This window comes from Nitrobacter winogradskyi, from assembly GCF_006539545.1.
GTDB lineage: Bacteria > Pseudomonadota > Alphaproteobacteria > Rhizobiales > Xanthobacteraceae > Nitrobacter > Nitrobacter winogradskyi_A.
On record NZ_BJNF01000002.1, the window covers coordinates 211,548 to 229,934 of the forward strand.

Annotated in this window: 12 protein-coding genes; 10 read left to right on the top strand and 2 right to left on the bottom strand. The window is 61.9% G+C overall.

Annotated features, from left to right (window positions below):
• Window positions 1-42 precede the first annotated feature (42 nt).
• The 8 genes from NWI01_RS01140 (at window position 43) to NWI01_RS01175 (ending at window position 9,290) form a co-directional block, all read left to right on the top strand.
• Window positions 43-486 carry an RT0821/Lpp0805 family surface protein gene (locus NWI01_RS01140; RefSeq protein ID WP_244613594.1) on the top strand — a complete coding sequence of 148 codons (444 nt, stop codon included), beginning with the start codon at window positions 43-45 and terminating at the stop codon, window positions 484-486.
• Window positions 487-743: 257 nt separating this feature from the next.
• Window positions 744-2,135 carry a hypothetical protein gene (locus NWI01_RS01145; protein WP_141381908.1) on the top strand — a complete coding sequence of 464 codons (1,392 nt, stop codon included), beginning with the start codon at window positions 744-746 and terminating at the stop codon, window positions 2,133-2,135.
• A gap of 162 nt (window positions 2,136-2,297) precedes the next feature.
• Window positions 2,298-3,401: a c-type cytochrome biogenesis protein CcmI gene (ccmI, locus tag NWI01_RS01150; RefSeq protein WP_141381909.1), complete on the top strand. Its 1,104-nt coding sequence runs from the start codon at window positions 2,298-2,300 to the stop codon at window positions 3,399-3,401.
• A 34-nt stretch (window positions 3,402-3,435) separates the two neighbouring features.
• Complete coding sequence (gene ccmE / locus NWI01_RS01155) at window positions 3,436-3,924, top strand: cytochrome c maturation protein CcmE (protein WP_141381910.1); 489 nt, start codon at window positions 3,436-3,438, stop codon at window positions 3,922-3,924.
• On the top strand, window positions 3,921-5,906 hold the full coding sequence (locus NWI01_RS01160; RefSeq protein ID WP_141381911.1) for a heme lyase CcmF/NrfE family subunit: 1,986 nt from the start codon (window positions 3,921-3,923) through the stop codon (window positions 5,904-5,906). Before ccmE ends, NWI01_RS01160 begins: the two co-directional genes overlap by 4 nt.
• Window positions 5,907-5,913: 7 nt before the next feature.
• Window positions 5,914-6,477: a cytochrome c-type biogenesis protein gene (locus NWI01_RS01165; RefSeq protein ID WP_283809236.1), complete on the top strand. Its 564-nt coding sequence runs from the start codon at window positions 5,914-5,916 to the stop codon at window positions 6,475-6,477.
• A gap of 184 nt (window positions 6,478-6,661) precedes the next feature.
• Window positions 6,662-8,212, top strand: a complete 1,551-nt coding sequence (locus NWI01_RS01170) for a Do family serine endopeptidase (protein WP_141381912.1) — start codon at window positions 6,662-6,664, stop codon at window positions 8,210-8,212.
• Between the two features lie 370 nt (window positions 8,213-8,582).
• Window positions 8,583-9,290, top strand: a complete 708-nt coding sequence (locus tag NWI01_RS01175; RefSeq protein WP_141381955.1) for a response regulator transcription factor — start codon at window positions 8,583-8,585, stop codon at window positions 9,288-9,290.
• 356 nt (window positions 9,291-9,646) lie between these two features.
• Here NWI01_RS01175 and NWI01_RS01180 read toward each other — a convergent pair whose 3' ends face one another.
• Entirely contained in the window at window positions 9,647-11,251 is a 1,605-nt protein-coding gene (locus NWI01_RS01180; RefSeq protein WP_141381913.1) for a hypothetical protein, read from the bottom strand.
• A gap of 391 nt (window positions 11,252-11,642) precedes the next feature.
• On the opposite strand from NWI01_RS01180, the gene NWI01_RS01185 reads away from it, so the two are divergent.
• Complete coding sequence (locus tag NWI01_RS01185) at window positions 11,643-13,103, top strand: ATP-binding protein (protein ID WP_141381914.1); 1,461 nt, start codon at window positions 11,643-11,645, stop codon at window positions 13,101-13,103.
• Window positions 13,100-16,063, top strand: coding sequence for a bifunctional [glutamine synthetase] adenylyltransferase/[glutamine synthetase]-adenylyl-L-tyrosine phosphorylase (locus tag NWI01_RS01190; RefSeq protein ID WP_141381915.1), 2,964 nt, complete (start codon window positions 13,100-13,102; stop codon window positions 16,061-16,063). Before NWI01_RS01185 ends, NWI01_RS01190 begins: the two co-directional genes overlap by 4 nt.
• Here NWI01_RS01190 and NWI01_RS01195 read toward each other — a convergent pair.
• The gene (locus NWI01_RS01195) at window positions 16,038-18,377 is read right to left on the bottom strand and encodes a PAS domain-containing sensor histidine kinase (RefSeq protein ID WP_141381916.1); all 2,340 of its coding nucleotides are present in this window, start codon (window positions 18,375-18,377) and stop codon (window positions 16,038-16,040) included. The two genes, NWI01_RS01190 and NWI01_RS01195, sit on opposite strands and share 26 nt — an antisense overlap.
• Window positions 18,378-18,387 lie beyond the last annotated feature (10 nt).

The following is an 18,387-nucleotide window of genomic DNA, read 5'->3' on the forward strand; positions in this document are numbered from 1 at the left end:
AATCGAATGCGGAATCCGTCCGGCGAAAGGCGCCGGGGGAGCGTGAGCAAGACGAGCGTGCTGCTGGTTGCCGTAGCGGTGACGCTCGCTCTCGGCGGTTGCGACACGACGGGTTCCAGCGGCCCTGACGCTCCCGGCCTGACGGCTTTCGCCGGCTTCTGGGAAGAGGCCACCGGTCCCGCGACGGCCGCGGCGCTGAGTGGATTGATCGGACCGAAACTCGGTTCTGCCCTGGATGGCAACGACCGTCGGCTGGCCTATCAGGCGCAGATCGATGCGCTTGAGCGTGGTGCGCCGGGCGCGCCGATTACCTGGCGCAATCCCGATAGCGGCCGTCACGGCAATATCGTCGCCGGACCGGAATATGAGGTGGAGGGTGCGACATGCCGCGGCTACTCCCACACCGTCACGATTGCCGGTCAACTCCAGACCGTGCGCAGAACCGCTTGCCGGAACGCTGACGGGCGCTGGGCCGCGACCGGCTGATTGTTAATGCGGCAAAATTTGAATCAAATCAAAGCCTCACTGATCAGTATTCAGGCATGGAATGAGTCCTCTCCGCTCCTGGTGAAATCCGAAGCGGGATTGCGATCTGATTTGACCTGTTTTCTTGGCGCGAGCCGGTATCCTGTTGTCTTGAAACTCCTCCGGCGTGGCGCAACGCATCCTTAAGGCGGCCTCTGATATGAGGCGCTACGGGCTTTCCGGTGTCCGCGCGATCGTTCGCGTGAAGATGTGCGTGCATGGACCAGACCTCGATCGAACGGCTGAAGGACTATCTTGCGCAGCTTCCGCCGAAATCGCAGGCGTTGTTGATGCGGGAGTTCGAGCGCGCGGTGGAGCGCGGCGAAGACGCTACGGTCGCGAACCTCGTTCTCGGGGAGCTGCGCCGGATTGGCCCCCGGTCGGGTGACAGCGGGCAGCGGGGTGAAGACCCGGCCCGATATCTGTTCCGTCCTCTCGACCCGTTTCTCGTGGAAGACAGTGTCGTGCCGCGCTCGGGCCAGATCCGGCGCAGCTCGCTCATGCCGGTCTGGCTGTGGCTGAAGCGCGAGGGCGCGCCGGATGCCGCGCGCGCGTTCGAGGCCGTGCTGGCGGCTGAGACCGGATCGGAATCCGGGATCGAGGCGGCGGCGCGGGCTTTCCAGCCGGTGGCGGCAGCCGCCATCCAGCGAATCCTCACGGATGGTTCCGATATCAACCGCCAGCGGACGCTTGGCCGCATCGGCGCTCCCGGCGTCGTTGAAGATCTGCCCGCGATCGCAGCGGTTCTGCAAGCGGGCGAAGCCCTCGACACCCTGAATATCCGGCTGCCGGGTTTTCTGTCCGTCTTCGGCGAGCCGCAGATTGCCTCCCTGATGACGGCGCTCAATGTTCCTTCCCTGCAAACGCCGGCGGCCTTGCCGTTTGCGTTGTCGCTGGTGATGCAGCGCCTGTCGGCGCCGTGGCAGATCATCCGCCTCGCGGTTCAGGTCGCGGGTTCGGACGATGAGATACGCGTGGCGGCGACGCCTTATGGCGTGGCCGTCAAGATGGCGCTCGACGATCTGTCGCAGACGTCGGCCGTTCTGCGAGCCGATATCCGGCGCGGCCGGTTCGAGAATGTCTCCCAGTATTTGAAGACCTTGCACGACGGTGTTCGCGGGCTAAGGACCGAGCTTGATATCCGAACCGATTCCGGCTGGGGGCGTCAGCTCGCGGCGATCAGGGTCGATATTTCCGAGGTTCTGCAATCGGAGATCGAGGGCGTCGCCGGCCGTGTGCGGCGTCTTTTGCGTCAGCGGCCCGACAAGGACATTCCAGCCGGTGCAAAACTCGATCCGATCGAGGTCGAGGAAACCGCCGCATTGATCGATTTCGTCGCCGTATGCCGGACCTACGCCAGTGAACTCGCCATCAATGAAGTCACAACGCGCACCTATTCGGACTTGCAGCATTACGTCGAGCGGACCGCCGAAACCCTGGTCGAAGCGCTTCGCAACGGTGATGAGCGCGTGCGGGCGTTCCGGCAGCAGCAGGTCAAGGCGGTGATCCGGTTTTGCGAGGTGCTATTCGGCCAGGATTACTCGTCGCTGATGAGCCGGGCGGCGGACCACGCGCTCACGGCCGAACGCAAATCGTCGCGGGCAGGGTGAGCGGGCAGGCGCATTTCCGATAAACGTCATTAAATCATGCGGTTGTGGATGTTTACCGTCAATTGTGCCGCAATTGTCAATTGCGTACGTATTCCAGTCGTGATGTAACCCGGCCGTTGAATGGCCGCTCCCGGCGCCGCTACCAGATGGAACCCTGATGAGATGACGTTGTGGTTTGTGTTCGCGCTGATGACCGCCGGTGCGGCTTTCGCGGTGCTGTGGCCGCTCGGTCGGTCAGGCAGTCGGCGAACCTCGGGCGGCAGCGAGACCACGGTTTACCGCGACCAACTGGCCGAGGTCGGGCGCGATGCGGCCGCCGGCCTGATTGGCGAGGCGGAGGCGGCCGCGGCGCGGGTCGAGATCGGGCGGCGGCTCCTGGAGGCAGCTGACGCGGAACGCCATCAGCCCCCGGATTCGAAACTCTGGCTGCGCCGTGCGGTGGCGGTGGTCGCGCTGGCGGGGATCCCGTTGCTGGCGTTCGCGACCTACCTCCCTCTGGGATCGCCCCAACTGCCTGATTTCCCCCTCGCGGCGCGCATTCAAACCGCCGATGCATCGCAATCCCTCGACAGCCTCGTGGCGCGTGTCGAATCGCACCTGGAGAAGAATCCCGCCGACGGCCGGGGCTGGACCGTCCTGGCGCCGGTACTCGCGAAACTCGGCCGTTTCGATGGCGCGGCGCGCGCCTACCGCAACGTCATCACGTATGAAGGCGAGACAGCGCCGCGCCGCGCCGATCTCGGGGCGGCGATCGCGGGGGCTGCCAACGGCATCGTGACCGCAGAGGCGAAGAAGGAGTTCGAGCGGGCGCTCGCCCTGGACCCACAGGAGGCGAAGGCGCGTTTTTTCCTTGGAATGGCCGCGCAGCAGGATGGCCGCGGCGCCGACGCCGTGAAGATCTGGAAAGCCCTGCTGGTGGACGCGCCTGCGGATGCGGAATGGCGTGTGACCGTGCAGGAGGCGCTGGCGCAGCTCGGGGACGGCGCGCCTCGCCCGACGGAAGAAGCGGTGGCCGCGGCGAGCGATATGAACGAATCCGATCGCTCCGCGATGATCCACACGATGGTCGACCGGCTGGCGGCGCGCCTGAAGCAGGACGGCAACGATGTCGAGGGATGGCTGCGCCTCGCCCGCGCCTATATGGTGCTCAATCAGCCGGAGAAGTCGCGCGCCGTGCGCGATGACGCGCGCCGCGCGCTCGGGCAGAATGAAGCAGGGTTGCGCCAGCTCAACGAAGGGTTCAAGGCGCTCGGGATAGACGGATGATCGAGGTATTTGCTTTGCGCGCAGGTGGTGAAACATGACTCGCAAGCAGCGGCGCTTGACGATGATCGGCGGAGCGCTCGTGGTGCTCGGCATCGCGGCCGCGCTGGTGCTGAACGCACTGCGCGACTCCATCGTGTTTTTCTCGACGCCGATGATGGTGTCGGAGAAGCATATTCAGCCGGGGCAACGCTTCCGGCTAGGCGGGCTGGTGCAGACCGGCTCGCTGGTTCGCGGTGACAATCTCGCCGTTGCATTCAAGGTGTCTGACGGAAGCGCGACTCTCCCGGTCGCCTACACGGGTATCCTGCCCGATCTGTTCCGCGAGGGGCAGGGGGTGGTCGCCGAGGGCGCGCTCGATGGTTCGGGTGTGTTCCAGGCCGATACCGTGCTGGCCAAGCACGACGAGACCTACATGCCGAAGGAGGTCGCGGATGCCTTGAAGAAGCAGGGGCACTGGAAGGACGATTATGGCGCGCAGGCCGGAGCTGCTGAAGCTTCTGGCAAGCAGGAGGTGTCGCAATGATCGCCGAGGCCGGGCATTTCGCGCTGGTGCTGGCGCTCGGGCTCGCGCTGATCCAATCCGTGGTTCCGATCATCGGCGCAAGATGGAATGACGGCGCGCTGATGAACGTCGCGCGCTCGACCGCGCTGGTGCAATTGCTGTTCGTCGGCGCCTCGTTCTTCGCGCTTGCGACGCTGTACGTTGTTTCCGATTTCTCGGTCCTCAACGTCTTCCAGAATTCTCATTCGCTGAAGCCGATGATCTACAAGATCACTGGCGTCTGGGGCAATCACGAAGGCTCCATGCTGCTGTGGGTGACGATCCTCGCGCTGTTCGGCGGGCTGGTCGCCGCGTTCGGCAATAATCTTCCGCTGACGCTGCGCGCCCATGTGCTGGCGGTGCAGGGCTGGATCGCGACCGCGTTCTACCTGTTCATCCTGCTGACATCGAATCCGTTCACGCGGATCGCCAGCCCGCCGATGGAGGGGCGCGATCTCAATCCGGTGCTGCAGGATATCGGGCTCGCGGTGCATCCGCCGATGCTTTATCTCGGCTATGTCGGTTTCTCCATCGCATTCTCCTTCGCCGTCGCCGCCCTGATCGAAGGCCGCATCGATGCCGCCTGGGCGCGCTGGGTGCGGCCGTGGACGCTGGTGGCGTGGATTTTCCTCACCCTCGGGATCGCGATGGGGTCGTACTGGGCCTACTACGAACTCGGCTGGGGCGGCTGGTGGTTCTGGGATCCGGTCGAGAACGCCTCGCTGATGCCATGGCTGGCGGGAACGGCGCTGCTGCATTCCTCGGTGGTGATGGAAAAGCGCAATGCGCTTAAAGTATGGACCATCCTGCTCGCGATCCTGACGTTCTCGCTGTCGCTGCTCGGCACCTTTTTGGTGCGTTCGGGCGTGCTGACGTCGGTTCATGCCTTCGCTACCGACCCGACGCGCGGCATCTTCATCCTGCTGATCCTCTGCACCTTCATCGGCGGCAGCCTGACCTTGTTTGTCTGGCGTGCGTCCGCTCTGAAGCAGGGCGGGTTGTTCGCGCCGGTCTCGCGCGAGGGTGCGCTCGTGCTCAACAACCTGTTCCTGACCACGGCCTGCGCCACCGTGTTCGTCGGCACGCTGTATCCGCTGGCGCTTGAGGTCATCACCGGCAACAGGATTTCGGTCGGAGCGCCGTTCTTCAATCTGACGTTCGCGCCCTTGTTCGTCCCGTTGCTGATCGCGGTGCCGTTCGGTCCGCTGCTGGCGTGGAAGCGGGGCGATCTGCTCGGCGCCTCGCAACGACTGGTCGCCGCCGGCGTCGGCAGCGTGATCGCTGTGGCCGTGCTTTGGGCGTGGGCGTGGGGCGGCAGCACCTTCGCGCCGCTGGCGATCGGACTGGCGGTGTTCGTGATTCTCGGGGCCCTCAGCGACCTCGCCGAGCGCATCAGCCTGTTTCGGGCGTCGCTGCCGGTGTCCCTGCGCCGCGCGAAAGGATTGCCTCGCTCGGCCTGGGGCACGGTTTTCGCCCATGCCGGCCTCGGAGTGGCTCTGATAGGCATCGTCTGCGAAACCACCTGGAACACCGAATACATCGCCTCGATGAAGACGAACGACGTGGCTCGGGTCGGTGGTTACAGTCTGACATTCGAGGGCACGACGCAGCAGCAGCGATCCAACTATCGCGAAGATATCGCGCGTTTCACCGTCAGTCGGAACGGGCAGCCGATCGCGGTCATGACACCCTCGAAGCGTAACTTCACGACGCGCGCGGCTTCGACCACGGAAGCGGCGCTGCTGACGCGTGGCGCGAGCCAGCTCTACATCTCGCTCGGCGACGCCTCCGCCGATGGATCGATCGCCGTGCGCATCTATCACAAGCCGATGGTGCTGCTGATCTGGTTCGGTCCGGTCCTGATGGCCTTCGGCGGCGTGCTGTCGCTGTCAGACCGTCGTTTGCGGGTCGGTGCGCCGAAACCGGCGAAGGCCGCCCGCCGCGCGCTCCAGCCTGCGGAGTAAGGCTGCCATGCGTGGACTCGTGCAAGCCCTATCGTCGTTGCGCAAACGGCTCACGGCGCGGAGCAGGTTGCTGCCTGTTCTCGGCGCGGTCCTTTGTTTTGGGCTCGTAGCGGTGTATTCCGCTCATGCGGTGCAGCCTGACGAGGTCATGACCGATCCCGCTCAGGAAGCGCGCGCGCGCGACCTGTCGCGCGGGTTGCGCTGCATGGTGTGCCAGAACCAGTCGATCGACGATTCCTCGGCGCCGCTCGCGCGGGATCTCCGTCTGCTGGTGCGTGAGCGGATCGCCGCCGGTGACAGCAATCAGCAGGTGCTGGACTTTCTGGTGGCCCGTTATGGCGACTACGTCCTGCTGAAGCCGCCTTTCGAAACGAGCACGCTGCCGCTCTGGCTTCTGACGCCGCTGCTTCTGGCCGGCGGCGGACTGGCGCTTTGGGGATACAGCCGGCGGCGATCAAAGGCGGTGAAGGCCGCTCAGGATGCGCCGCCGCGATTGAGCGAGGAAGAAGAAGCCCGGCTCGCGAAACTGGTGGCGATGGAGCGGCCTGCCGGAGAGAGGTCGAAGACCTGAGCCGATAGCCGGTTTTCGATTCGCGGGCTCGCGATGTGTGCGCCAAACCGCCGCATGAGGCGCTTGCCGTTGTTACGAAACATTAATTTCTTGGTCAGCGCGCCGTAAGGTGCAAATACCCATCTTCAGGGACATGAAGTGCTGATTTTCGGCACTATATCAAACCTGTCTTTTGGAGATCCGCATGACCGACTTGCCGTCCTCCCACTTTAAGCCCGTTCGTTCTGGGGTCACCGCGCGGAGGTTCGCGTTGATGGCGTCTGTCGTCGCGGGCGTCGGCGTAGCCGTCTACGGGTTCAGCCCTTCCGCTGACAAGGCCGACTTCTTCACAAGTCCCGCCTACGCGCAGGTCAACGCCGACGTGAGCAAGGTCGCGCAGCCGATCGGATTTGCGGACATCGTCGAGCGGGTGAAGCCGTCGGTGATTTCGGTCAAGATCCGCATGAAGGACAGGGCGGTGGCTGGCGGGGACGATTCGCCGTTCCAGCCGGGCTCGCCCATGGAAAGGTTTTTCCGCCGCTTTGGCGGACCGGATGGTATGCCGCCAGGAATGCGCGGCCGGCGCGGCCCTGGCCTTGTGACAGGGCAGGGCTCCGGCTTCTTCATTTCGGCCGATGGGTATGCAGTGACCAACAACCATGTCGTTGACGGCGCTGAAAAGGTCGAAGTCACGACCGACGACGGCAAGACCTACACCGCCAAGGTGATCGGGGCTGATCCGCGTACGGACATTGCCCTGATCAAGGTCGAGGGCGGTTCTGGTTTCCCGTTTGCGAAACTGTCAGACGACAAGGTGCGGATCGGCGATTGGGTTCTCGCGGTCGGCAATCCGTTCGGTCTTGGCGGTTCGGTGACCGCCGGCATCGTGTCGGCCAGCGGCCGAGACATCGGCACCGGTCCCTATGACGACTTCATCCAGATCGACGCCCCGGTCAACAAGGGTAACTCCGGCGGCCCGGCTTTCAACATGAAGGGCGATGTCATCGGCGTGAATACCGCGATCTACTCGCCGTCCGGCGGCAGCGTTGGCATTGCTTTCTCGATTCCCGCGAATACGGTGAAGAGTGTTGTCGCTCAGCTCAAGGACAAAGGGTCGGTGAGCCGCGGATGGATTGGCGTCCAGATCCAGCCGGTGACGTCCGACATCGCCGATAGCCTTGGTCTCAAGAAAGCCGAAGGCGCGCTGGTGGCTGAACCGCAGGCCAACAGCCCGGCGGCTAAAGCGGGTATACAGTCCGGCGATGTGATCACGACCGTCAACGGTGATCCGGTCAAGGACGCGCGCGAACTGGCGCGAACCATCGGCAGCCTGGCGCCGGGAACGTCGATCAAGCTGAACATCCTGCACAAGGGCAAGGACAAGGTCGTCAACCTGACGCTTGGTACCCTCCCCGACACCGTCGAGGCGCGAGCTGATCACTATGGCGATCGTGGCTCATCGCACGACAACGATATTCCCAGGCTCGGCTTGACCGTTGCGCCGGCAGGGTCGGTTGCGGGTGCTGGCGCGGAAGGCGTCGTCGTGGTTGACGTGGATCCTAAAAGTCCCGCGGCCGATCGCGGGTTCAGGGAAGGCGACGTGATTTTGGAGGTCGCTGGAAAGAGTGTGTCCAGCTCCGCCGACATACGCGAGGCGATCAAGGCGGCGCGCGCGGAGGACAAGAACAGTGTTTTGATGCGTGTTCGCACCGGCAGCACGGCGCGTTTCGTCGCAATGCCAGTTGCGAAAGGTTAAGGCATGATGCCGAACAAAGGAAGTCGATTCCCGGGTTGGATCATGCAGGTCAGCGACAAGGCTCGGTCGGGTTCAACGCGGTTTGATCAGACTTGAGGTGCGAGCCTTGCAAGAGATGGGAAGCGTCGCCGGCAACAGTCGCCCCCGCCGACGGCACTTTCCGGGGACGGGTCAAAAGCCCGTTCCCTTGATTGCCTTCCGATGGGAATAGCCCCCCTCCGTCGGAAGGACTAGGGCGGTGGAGTTGCCCCAAGCTTCACCGCCCGCTTTTCGCAGGACGCCGGGGTGTGGTCTTTGCGGTCTTGCGTGCGCGGGATGAGCGCGCCATGGTGATGGGAAGACATACCTGTTGGACAATTCCAGTAACCAGATGCGCCTGCTGATCATTGAGGACGATCGCGAGTCCGCAGACTACCTCGTGAAGGCGTTTCGCGAGGTCGGACATATCGCGGAACTCGCCAGAGACGGCGAGGAGGGACTCTTCTTTGCCGACAGCGGCGACTACGACGTACTTGTGATCGATCGGATGCTGCCCAAGCGTGACGGGCTTTCCGTGATCGGTTGCCTGCGCGAGAAGGGCATCCTCACTCCGGTGCTCATTCTCTCCGCGCTCGGCCAGGTTGACGATCGCATCAAGGGTTTGCGTGCCGGCGGCGACGACTACCTGCCTAAACCGTACTCATTTGCCGAGTTGCTCGCGCGTGTGGAGGTTCTGTCGCGGCGTCATGGCGGCCGCGCAGAAGAAACGGTCTATCGCGTTGGTGATCTCGAACTCGACCGGCTGTCACGCCGCGTCGCGCGGAGTGGAGAGGAACTGACGCTTCAACCGCGTGAGTTTCGCCTGTTAGAGTATCTCATGAAGCATGCGGGTCAGGTCGTGACCCGAACCATGCTGCTCGAGAATGTCTGGGATTATCATTTTGATCCGCAGACTAACGTTATCGACGTGCATATTTCGCGGCTGCGTTCCAAGATCGATAAAGGTTTCGAGCAGCCTCTGCTGCACACGATCCGGGGCGCCGGATATATGGTGCGGGACGGAGTTAAACAGGGACACCCGCGATCATTAAATACTTAACGTACGCGTACTTTCAGTATTCACTTTTCTTGAGCTGGATTCTTGAGCGGACGAGTTAAAGTCAGCTTCCGACGTCTGTCCTCCCAACACGCAGGTCGATGCCCTACCGAGAAGCGCCTGGAAACCCGTAGCGGTTTCCTGTGAGGCATGTCCTTTGGTCTGACCGGATGAATACGAGCGGCGTGAAGAAAACGTATCAGAACAAGTTCATAGAGCACTATCGCTTCTGACTGAATCAGAAGCGAAGCTATAGATTATTGTTTTGACGCATTTTCTTCACGCGAACCGGTTTCCACTTCGCTCGAAAACGCTATAGAACCTCGCTTCTGAATTTATCAGAAGTGAAAAGGCTCCAGTCAACTTCCATCCGAGTAATGCAGGCCACTGCTCGAACATTCAGGCAAGGTTTGGTTTTCAGGCGGTTTCAGCAGCAGGTGTTCCTCTATGCGACCGCCAGTCCTAAGATTTATGATGGACGCGCGAGCAACGCCTGCATACTTGGCCAGATCGATTCCGCGACTCGTGAGTAGCCGCGGGTAAGCGCCTGTTGGCTTGGACGCATTCACCAACACCCAGGCGCGCGCGAGGTTGTCGCAAGCCGTCGTGCTTAGCGCTGCCTCATTGTATTTTTCGGCGTTAGGGTATCCGTAAACAAGCCAGCCCGTGCCGGGAGCGGCTCCGCCGACAGCGAAAACGGTCCCTGGATACTCTCCTGTCATGTCGAGAATGGGCGTGTAATCGAGGAATCCTGCGCGTCTCGCTCCGTCGCGCATGGAGTTGATGTAGGTGGCTATCTCTTGGTCCACTTTGAGAGACGTCGGACTGCTGCCGCCGATTGTGACTGACGTCGCTTGCTGCAGGATAGCAGTGGATTGTCGGTAAGGAGTGGATGCCGAATCGTAGATGAGAACTGCTGACATCAGCAAGGTTGCAATCGCAATTATACTGTATGAAAACTCCAGCGACACTCGGGTTTGCGAGGTCAAGGGCAACGCTACCGCGACCCAGAAGACCGGGGCCAGTGAAACGATGGTCCATAAGTTGTTGGCTGTTCCCAGCGCATACACGAACGGCATGAGCGCGAGATAGATAGCGATCCCAATGGCGTTCGGAGGCAGTTCTGATCTGCGTACGAACAATAGAATGGCGGCGCCCAGAAGTGCGGGTACCGCAGCGAGAAACCCAGCCGTTGAGGCGTCGACTGGAATAGCGCCGACGCGGATGAGGCGTTTGAAATCGTGATCGTCGGAAAGTGTGTGAAGGAGCTCGATCCCTACCTGATTTCGTTGCGCGAACTGAGCGATCGACCCATCGATTGCGATGGCGGAAAGCAAGAGGCACGCTATTGCAACGATTCCAGCGACGGCCAATGGACGGAGCAGCGGCCTCAGGGTGAACGCCAGATAGATGGCGACGACCGGAGCAAGGGTCGCGGCCGATGACATTTTTGCCATGAAGCAAAGCCAGCCTCCCACGCCGATGACTGAAGCTGACACATAGCGTGTCGCCGGCCGCTCGCTGTCGATGGTGACAATGCCGCAGGCTGTCAACAGCAGCGCGCACATGGCAAGCGAGTTGTAGCTCGGAGTTGGAAACCAAAGCCTCAGAAGAACGAGCGCGGATGTTGCAAGAGCGGCTGATAGGATAAGGGCTGCTATCCGGCTGATGGGCTGATGAAATTTGGCGAACAGCAGCGCGAACAGTGTTGTCGCGAGAAGCCATATCGATAGCAGGTTCGCTTGGCGCAGCGCGGCGACGCTTCCATTCAACGCGATATACAGCGGATGATAAATCCAGCCGAAGTGCAAGTGAGTATACGTCTGAGTCCACGGTTGCGAAATTGTATTGAGGTAGAAACCCTCGTCGGTGAAATCGAACCCTGCCTCGCAGACATAAAGTATGCAGGCCACGATTGTTATTGTTGCGCCGACGATAAGCGCCCTAAGAAGTATCGCCGTCACGGGGCGAAACCAAAGCGACAATAATAGACGGGAATTCGCATAGCCTGAGGGTCTTGCCGTTGTGAGAAGGTGATCGGAGAACAGGAGCCGTGACGGCGTTCCGTGTGCTCTCTGAGGGCTGGATCTTCGATTATCTATTGGATTCTCGACTATCTAAAGGAGTCCGCTCTCCCTGTCCATCTTTGCTGGTCGATCTTGATTGCCGATGCACCCTGGCAAGCCGACATGCCTACGGCGGCGCCGTGATTTCGGTAAGCCGGTCAAGTCGGCTTTCCCTTCTGAATTCATTATCATGAACTCATTGTCACTTTGGGTCGCCCGTTGCGGGTGCTAAGTGAGTCCATAATGGGTAGATTTGAGACATGCGAAACACCCTAGACGGATTTGATCCGTGACGGCGTTCGGCAAGCTGTTCCGTACCACGGCATTTCGGCTGACGTTGGTCTATTTGCTGTTGTTCGCGCTGTTCGCGGCTTCTCTTCTGGGATACTTTGCCTGGAATACCCGCCGCCTGATCACCGATCAGATCGCGGCGACAGTGGGCGAGGAAATCGGGCTGCTTACCGGCGTCTTCAACCGCCGTGGCTTGCGCGGGTTGGTCGGCGCCATCGAGAATCGCGCGTTGCGGCCGGGCTCCAACCTTTATCTGGTGACGACGCCGGCGGGACTTGGGGTCGCGGGCAATGTCGGGTCGCTTCAGCCCGGTGTGATGGAGACCGCCGGCTGGGCCGAAACTGCCTACCGCAGGCTCGACGAGCAGGATCAGGCTCATCACCACGCGCTGGTGCGCGTCACTGAACTGTCGAACGGCTTCCGGTTGCTGATTGGTCGCGATCTGGAGGAGCGTCATCGCATTATCGGCGTGGTCGCTTCGGCCGCGCAATGGTCGCTGCTGATCGTCGTGGTCCTGGGCCTTGGCGGGGGCATCTTCGTGGCGCGGCGCGTACTGCACCGGATCGATGCAATGACCGGGACCACGAAGCGTATTATGGCTGGCGATCTCAGCGGTCGGCTTCCCGTCGGCCGCAGCGGCGACGAACTGGACCGGCTGGCGGAAAATCTCAATGCGATGCTCGAACGCATCGAAGCGCTGATGAACGGTTTGAGGGAAGTGTCGGATAATATCGCCCACGACCTCAAAACGCCGTTGACGAGGCTACGCAATCGCGCCGAGGAAGCGCTCGCCAGGTCCGGCAATGAGAGCGATTATCGCGCGGCCTTGGAACAGACGATCGAGGAATCCGATGGCCTGATCCGCACCTTCAACGCACTCTTGATGATCGCTCGGGCGGAATCTGGACATGCACGCGACAACATGGCCGATTTCGACGCGGCGGACGTCGCGCAGGGCATTCACGAACTCTATGAGCCGCTGGCCGAAGACAACGGAATGAAGCTCCGGGTTCAGACGGGGTTCGCACCGCTGCATGGCAATCGCGAGCTGATAAGCCAGGCGCTTGCAAACCTCGTCGAGAATGCGATCAAATACGGACAGCCGAAGCCGGCCTCGCCGCCGCTCGGGGCGGATGCCGTCGCGACCGACGCCACGATCCTCATCGAGGCTCGCCGTGATGGCGATCGGATCCTTCTCGCCGTGACCGATCATGGCGACGGGATTCCCGAAGCCGACCGCAAGCGCGCGGTCGAACGGTTCGTGCGGCTCGAGACCAGCCGGACCTTGGCCGGATCCGGACTTGGTCTCAGTCTTGCGTCGGCGGTGGCCAGGTTGCACAGCGGTGATCTCACGCTCGATGATGCTCAGCCGGGTCTGCGCGCCGCTTTATCGATACCCGCGCGAAGCGCTTCAGGGCTTGCGGCCCCGACGGTGGACGTGCAACAGAATGATGCATGATTTCATCCGTTAAGGACGACGCGGACCCGGCCTGCCTGGCGGCGCGTCTTGCGGACGGACCGAAGCTGTTCGAGCCTTTCGAAGCCGAACGCCGGCTTGAGGATTGGCTGTCCGATCTTACGCCGCAGCAATCGGACGAGATCAGGACGCTGGCCGGCACATTTCCGCACGTCAAGGCCATCCTGCTCGGCATCGCGGAATCCTCGCCTTATCTTTTTGATCTGATGCGCTCCGATCCCGGGCGGATGCTTCGCCTGCTCCGGGGCGATCCCGGAAGCCATCTCGGGCGGCTGATCGCCGACATATGGGAGGCTGCGGAGGCTGCCGATGAAGCCGAAGCCATGAGGCGGCTCCGGACGGTCAAGATGGAGGCCGCGCTGTTGATCGCGCTGTGCGACATCGGGGGAGTTTGGCCGGTGATGCAGATCACGGCCGGATTGACCAACATTGCCGTTGCGGCGGTCCAGAGCGCGTTGCGATTCCTGTTGCGGCAGGAGACAGGGCGTGGCCGCCTGAACCCTCCTGACATCGACCATCCGGAAGACGCCAGCGGCCTTGTGGTGCTCGCAATGGGCAAGATGGGCGCCGGCGAGCTCAACTATTCCAGCGATATCGATCTGATCGTATTCTTCGATCTTGCGGCTCCGACGCTCGCGAGCGGGATCGAGGCGCAGCCTTTTTTCGTGCGCCTCACGCAGGGACTTGCGCGCCTGTTGCAGCAAAGAACCGGCGACGGTTACGTTTTCCGGGTCGATCTACGTTTGCGGCCGGATCCCGCGTCAACGCAGGTGGCCGTCTCGACCGTCGCCGCGCTCGACTACTACGAGCGGGAAGGACGGACCTGGGAGCGCGCCGCCATGATCAAGGCGCGGCCCTGCGCTGGCGACCGGAAGGCCGGCGAGACCATGATCGCGGAGATATCGCCATTCGTCTGGCGCAAGCATCTCGATTTTGCGGCCCTGGCCGAAGTTCACGACATGAAGCGGCAGATGCAGACCTTTCGCGGGCAAAGCGAGATCGCGGTCGAAGGCCACAACGTCAAGATCGGACGCGGCGGTATCCGCGAGATCGAGTTCTTCGCGCAGACCCAGCAGTTGGTGGCTGGCGGGCGGCATCCAGAATTACGCGTGCGCCCGACGCTCGAGGCGCTGAATATCCTCGCTTCAAGCGATTGGATCACCCATCAGGCACGGGACGAACTAACCGCTGCCTATCTGTTTCTGCGAAGGGTTGAGCATCGCATTCAGATGGTCGCCGACGAGCAGACCCACGTTCTGCCCGCGGATGGCGAGGCGATGGAGCGGTTCGCCCGCTTCCTGGGTTTTGAGGATCGGGCGCGTTTCGCCGCCGAACTGCTGGCGCATCTGAATTGCGTGCAGGGGCATTACAGTCGGTTGTTCGAGGGCGACCCCGTCGGTTCGGTAAACAATCCTGTCGCGGATTACAGGGCCGGGCCCGACGACGCGCAACTTCTCGATCATCTGGCGAAGCTCGGCTTCAAGCAACCGAGAATGGTGGCCGACACCATCCGGCAATGGATGGCAGGCGGATACCGCGCCCTCAAGGCCGAGGCGCCGCGCGCCGCGTTTGAAGCGTTCGTGCCGACGCTGATCGACGGCCTGGCGCGTGCTGAGGAGCCGGACAGCGCCGTGATGGCGTTCGATCGCTTCCTGCAGGCGCTGCAGCGCGGCGGCCGGTTGATATCGCTGCTGAGCCAGAACAGGGATCTCGTCGCGCTGGTTGCGCTTGTGCTTGGTGCGGCACCACGGCTTGCCGACATGCTGGCTCGACGGCCCCAGATCATGGACGGGCTGATTGATCCTCGCTTTTTCGGCGCCATGCCGGACCGGCTGGAGTTGTCGGCGCGGCTCTCGGCCACTCTCCAGGACGCGGGCTCTTACGAGGAGTTTCTCGACCGGATACGGCTGTTCGGCCAGGAAAGCCTTTTCCTGATCGGCACCCGCATCCTGTCCGGCACCGTATCGGCGCGGCAGGCGGGGCATGTGTTCGCCGACGTCGCCGAAGGTATCGTAGATACCGTGCATGGACTGGTGAGGCACCAGTTCGCAGGTCAGTACGGCCAGATCTCCGGGCAGGAGACGGCGATTGTGGCCATGGGCAAGCTTGGCGGCCGCGAAATGACCGCATCGTCCGATCTCGACCTGATCCTGCTGTATGATTTTGATTCCGATCATCCGGATTCCGATGGCGCGCGGCCGCTGCACGGCGCGCAGTATTTCGCGCGCTTCACCCAGCGTCTCATCAGTGCATTCACGACGCGAACAAACTACGGCGTTCTCTATGAGGTCGATATGCGGCTGCGCCCGTCCGGGCGCTCCGGTCCCGTTGCCTCGCATATTGGTTCATTTGCCGAATACCAGGAGCATGAAGCATGGACCTGGGAACACATGGCGCTTACGCGGGCGCGAGTGATTTCGTCGTCGCTCGAATTTCGTGCGCGGATCGAGCGAGTCATTCGCGATGTTTTGACACGACCACGCGACGCCCGCCTTATCGCGAGCGATGTCGCGGAGATGCGCCGCGCGATCGCGCTGGAAAAAGGCGAAGACGATATATGGGACCTGAAAAGCGCCGCTGGAGGCATGGTCGATATTGATTTCATCGCGCAGTATCTTCAACTCGTCCACGCTGCGGACATGCCGGACATTCTCAACATCGATACCCAGCAGGCGCTCGATAACGCGCAGCGGCTCGGCGTCCTGTCGCTGCCGGATGCGGAAATCCTGCGGCCGGCGGCGCGCCTCTATCACGATCTGACCCAGATCCTGCGGCTCTGCGTCAGCGACAAGTTCAAGCCGGAAACGGCAGGTGACGATCTGCTGCCGGTGCTGGCGCGAGCGGGGGACGCTCCCGATTTTTCGTCGCTCGAGGCGCGCGTTCGCGAAACTCAGGCGGATGTCCGTGCCGTATTTCTCAGATTGCTGGAAGGCAAGACGTGAGTTGCGGCACGGGTCGCCGTCGCGCCTGGCGGTGACGGGGCAGGGTGACGCGGACCACGGTTCCCGCACCGGGTTTTGAGCGAATCCGCATGGAGCCGCTGTGAAGGTTGACCAGCGACTTGGCGATAGCCAGGCCAAGGCCGGATCCCGCGTGGGTTTTGGTCAACTGGCTTTCGACCTGCTCGAACGGTTTACCCAGCCTGCGAAGCGCGTGTGACGCGATGCCGATTCCGGTGTCGGCAATCGTCAGGGTTACGGAATTCTCGAATACTTTGCTGCGCGCGATGACGCGTCCGCCGTTGGGCGTGAACTTAACTGCGTTGGAAAGTAGATTGACCATGATCTGCTTGACCGCGCGACGATCGGCGATGATGGAGATGCCATCATCGCTTCTGACGTCGAAGGTCAGGCCCTTGTCGCTGGTGCGGCCCGAGACGACCCGCAACGACTCGTCGAGTACTCCGGTGAGATCAAGCGTCTCCATGTCGAGGTTCGTCCGGCCGGCTTCGATCTTGGACATATCCAGTACATCATTGATGACCTCGAGCAGATACTGGCCGCTGGTTAGAATATCGCGGCAGTATCCGCTGTATTTTGTCGAACCGAGGGTTCCGAACATGCCGTTGCTCATGATTTCGGAGAACCCGATAATGGCATTAAGCGGCGTTCGCAGTTCGTGGCTCATGTTGGCGAGGAATTTTGATTTCGCCCGATTGGCGTCTTCGGCACGGTTTTTCTCGTCCGCGTATTTTTGCGCGAGGTCCGCGAGCTTGATGGCCTGCTGCTCGAGTGTTGCCTGCGTTCGTTTCAGATCGATAACGGTTGCCCGCAGTCGAAGATCATTTTCGATGAGCTTCTGCTCATGCTCCTTGATTCGGGTGATGTCGGTGCCAACCGACACGTAGCCGCCATCCTTGGTACGACGTTCGCTGATATGAAGCCAATTGCCGTCAGCGAGCTGCACGTCAAAGGTGTGCGCCTTCAATGTCATCGTCCCGGTTTCAGAATGCCGCGCCCGGATTTCAGGCATGCGGCCGACCTCGACCACGGTCTCATAGGGAGTGCCGACCACAACCGCGCTGTCCGGGAGTTTGTGCAGCCGCTGGAAGTGAGAGTTACAGAGAACAAGGCGGTCGTCTGCATCCCACAGCACGAACGCCTCGGGAATTGATTCAATCGCGTCCCGCAGCCGGAGGTCGGCTTCTACCGATTTTTCCGCGAGGCTCTTCTGTTCCGTGACATCGACGGCAATCCCGATCAGATGAGCGCCGCCCCTCGCATTTTGGCTGAGTTCGCAGCGGACGCGCAACCAGATCCAGTGTCCGCTGCTGTGCTGCATTCGAAAACTCTGATCGATATGACCGATCTTTCCCGAAATAAGCTGGTCCGCGACTTCGAACAGGTCAATGTCGTCGGAATTGACCAGGGAACTCACCTCACCGAAGGTGAGAAGGTCGCTGCGGCTTTCCAAGCCGAGCATGGTGAACATTGATTGCGACCAGAAGATTCGGCCACGCGACAGATCCCAGTCCCAGAGTCCGCATCGGCCGCGATTGAGCGCGGTATCGATGCGGCTACGGACCGCATCATTGATCAGATCACCCTCGCGCGCCCTGGTGGATTGCCAGTGAAACGCAAAGCCTAGAATCAGGACCACGAATCCGGTGGTGGCCGACAGGGTGATCGACAGTGCGGTGTCCGGGCGCCACACGGCGTTGGCTTCCTGGATGACGGTGACCTGGCCCAGCAATGATCTGACGACACGCTGGACCGCAAGCACGCTGCCGCCATCCAGCAGGACGATATCGGCGACGCTCGCAGGCGACGCGCCGCGCAAGGCCGGCGACTGTGTGATGCTGATGAGTTCAAGCATCCGGCTGCTTTCGCCAGATGCTACCCGGACCGGTGCCCGCGCAAGCACGCGCTGATCGACGCCGGTGACGATGATATGACGACCGGTCGCGATGCTCCACGATGGGATGAGTTTCGGCAACAGGTTCTGGAGGCGTTCGATGGAGGCGGGGTGATCCTGATCGATGACGCCAGCATGCTCAAGCCGTTCTGCCAAGAGATCGGCAAGCGCCAGCAGATCGTGTTTCGTCATCGCCTGCTTTTGCCGTGTCTGGTCGATGACCTGCACCAGAGCGCCGATGCATATCGTCACCAGGAAAGCGATGATCAGGGTTGGGACGGCGCGTCGGAGTACGAGCTCCGCGATTAGCAGCCTGCGATAGGCAGGTTTCGCGATCGATTGCGCCAATCCCTTGATCGAATCGGATTGAGCGCACACGCTCGCCGCCTGAGCGCGCGCCATGCCTTGGCCC

Bases quoted from the DNA above. Each gene is read 5' to 3' on its own strand.
- NWI01_RS01170 (WP_141381912.1), top strand. From the start codon at position 6,662: ATGACCGACTTGCCGTCCTCCCACTTTAAGCCCGTTCGTTCTGGGGTC.
- NWI01_RS01160 (WP_141381911.1), top strand. From the start codon at position 3,921: ATGATCGCCGAGGCCGGGCATTTCGCGCTGGTGCTGGCGCTCGGGCTC.
- ccmE (WP_141381910.1), top strand. From the start codon at position 3,436: ATGACTCGCAAGCAGCGGCGCTTGACGATGATCGGCGGAGCGCTCGTG.
- NWI01_RS01165 (WP_283809236.1), top strand. From the start codon at position 5,914: ATGCGTGGACTCGTGCAAGCCCTATCGTCGTTGCGCAAACGGCTCACG.
- NWI01_RS01190 (WP_141381915.1), top strand. From the start codon at position 13,100: ATGATTTCATCCGTTAAGGACGACGCGGACCCGGCCTGCCTGGCGGCG.
- NWI01_RS01195 (WP_141381916.1), bottom strand. From the start codon at position 18,377: ATGGCGCGCGCTCAGGCGGCGAGCGTGTGCGCTCAATCCGATTCGATC.
- NWI01_RS01175 (WP_141381955.1), top strand. From the start codon at position 8,583: ATGCGCCTGCTGATCATTGAGGACGATCGCGAGTCCGCAGACTACCTC.
- NWI01_RS01145 (WP_141381908.1), top strand. From the start codon at position 744: ATGGACCAGACCTCGATCGAACGGCTGAAGGACTATCTTGCGCAGCTT.
- ccmI (WP_141381909.1), top strand. From the start codon at position 2,298: ATGACGTTGTGGTTTGTGTTCGCGCTGATGACCGCCGGTGCGGCTTTC.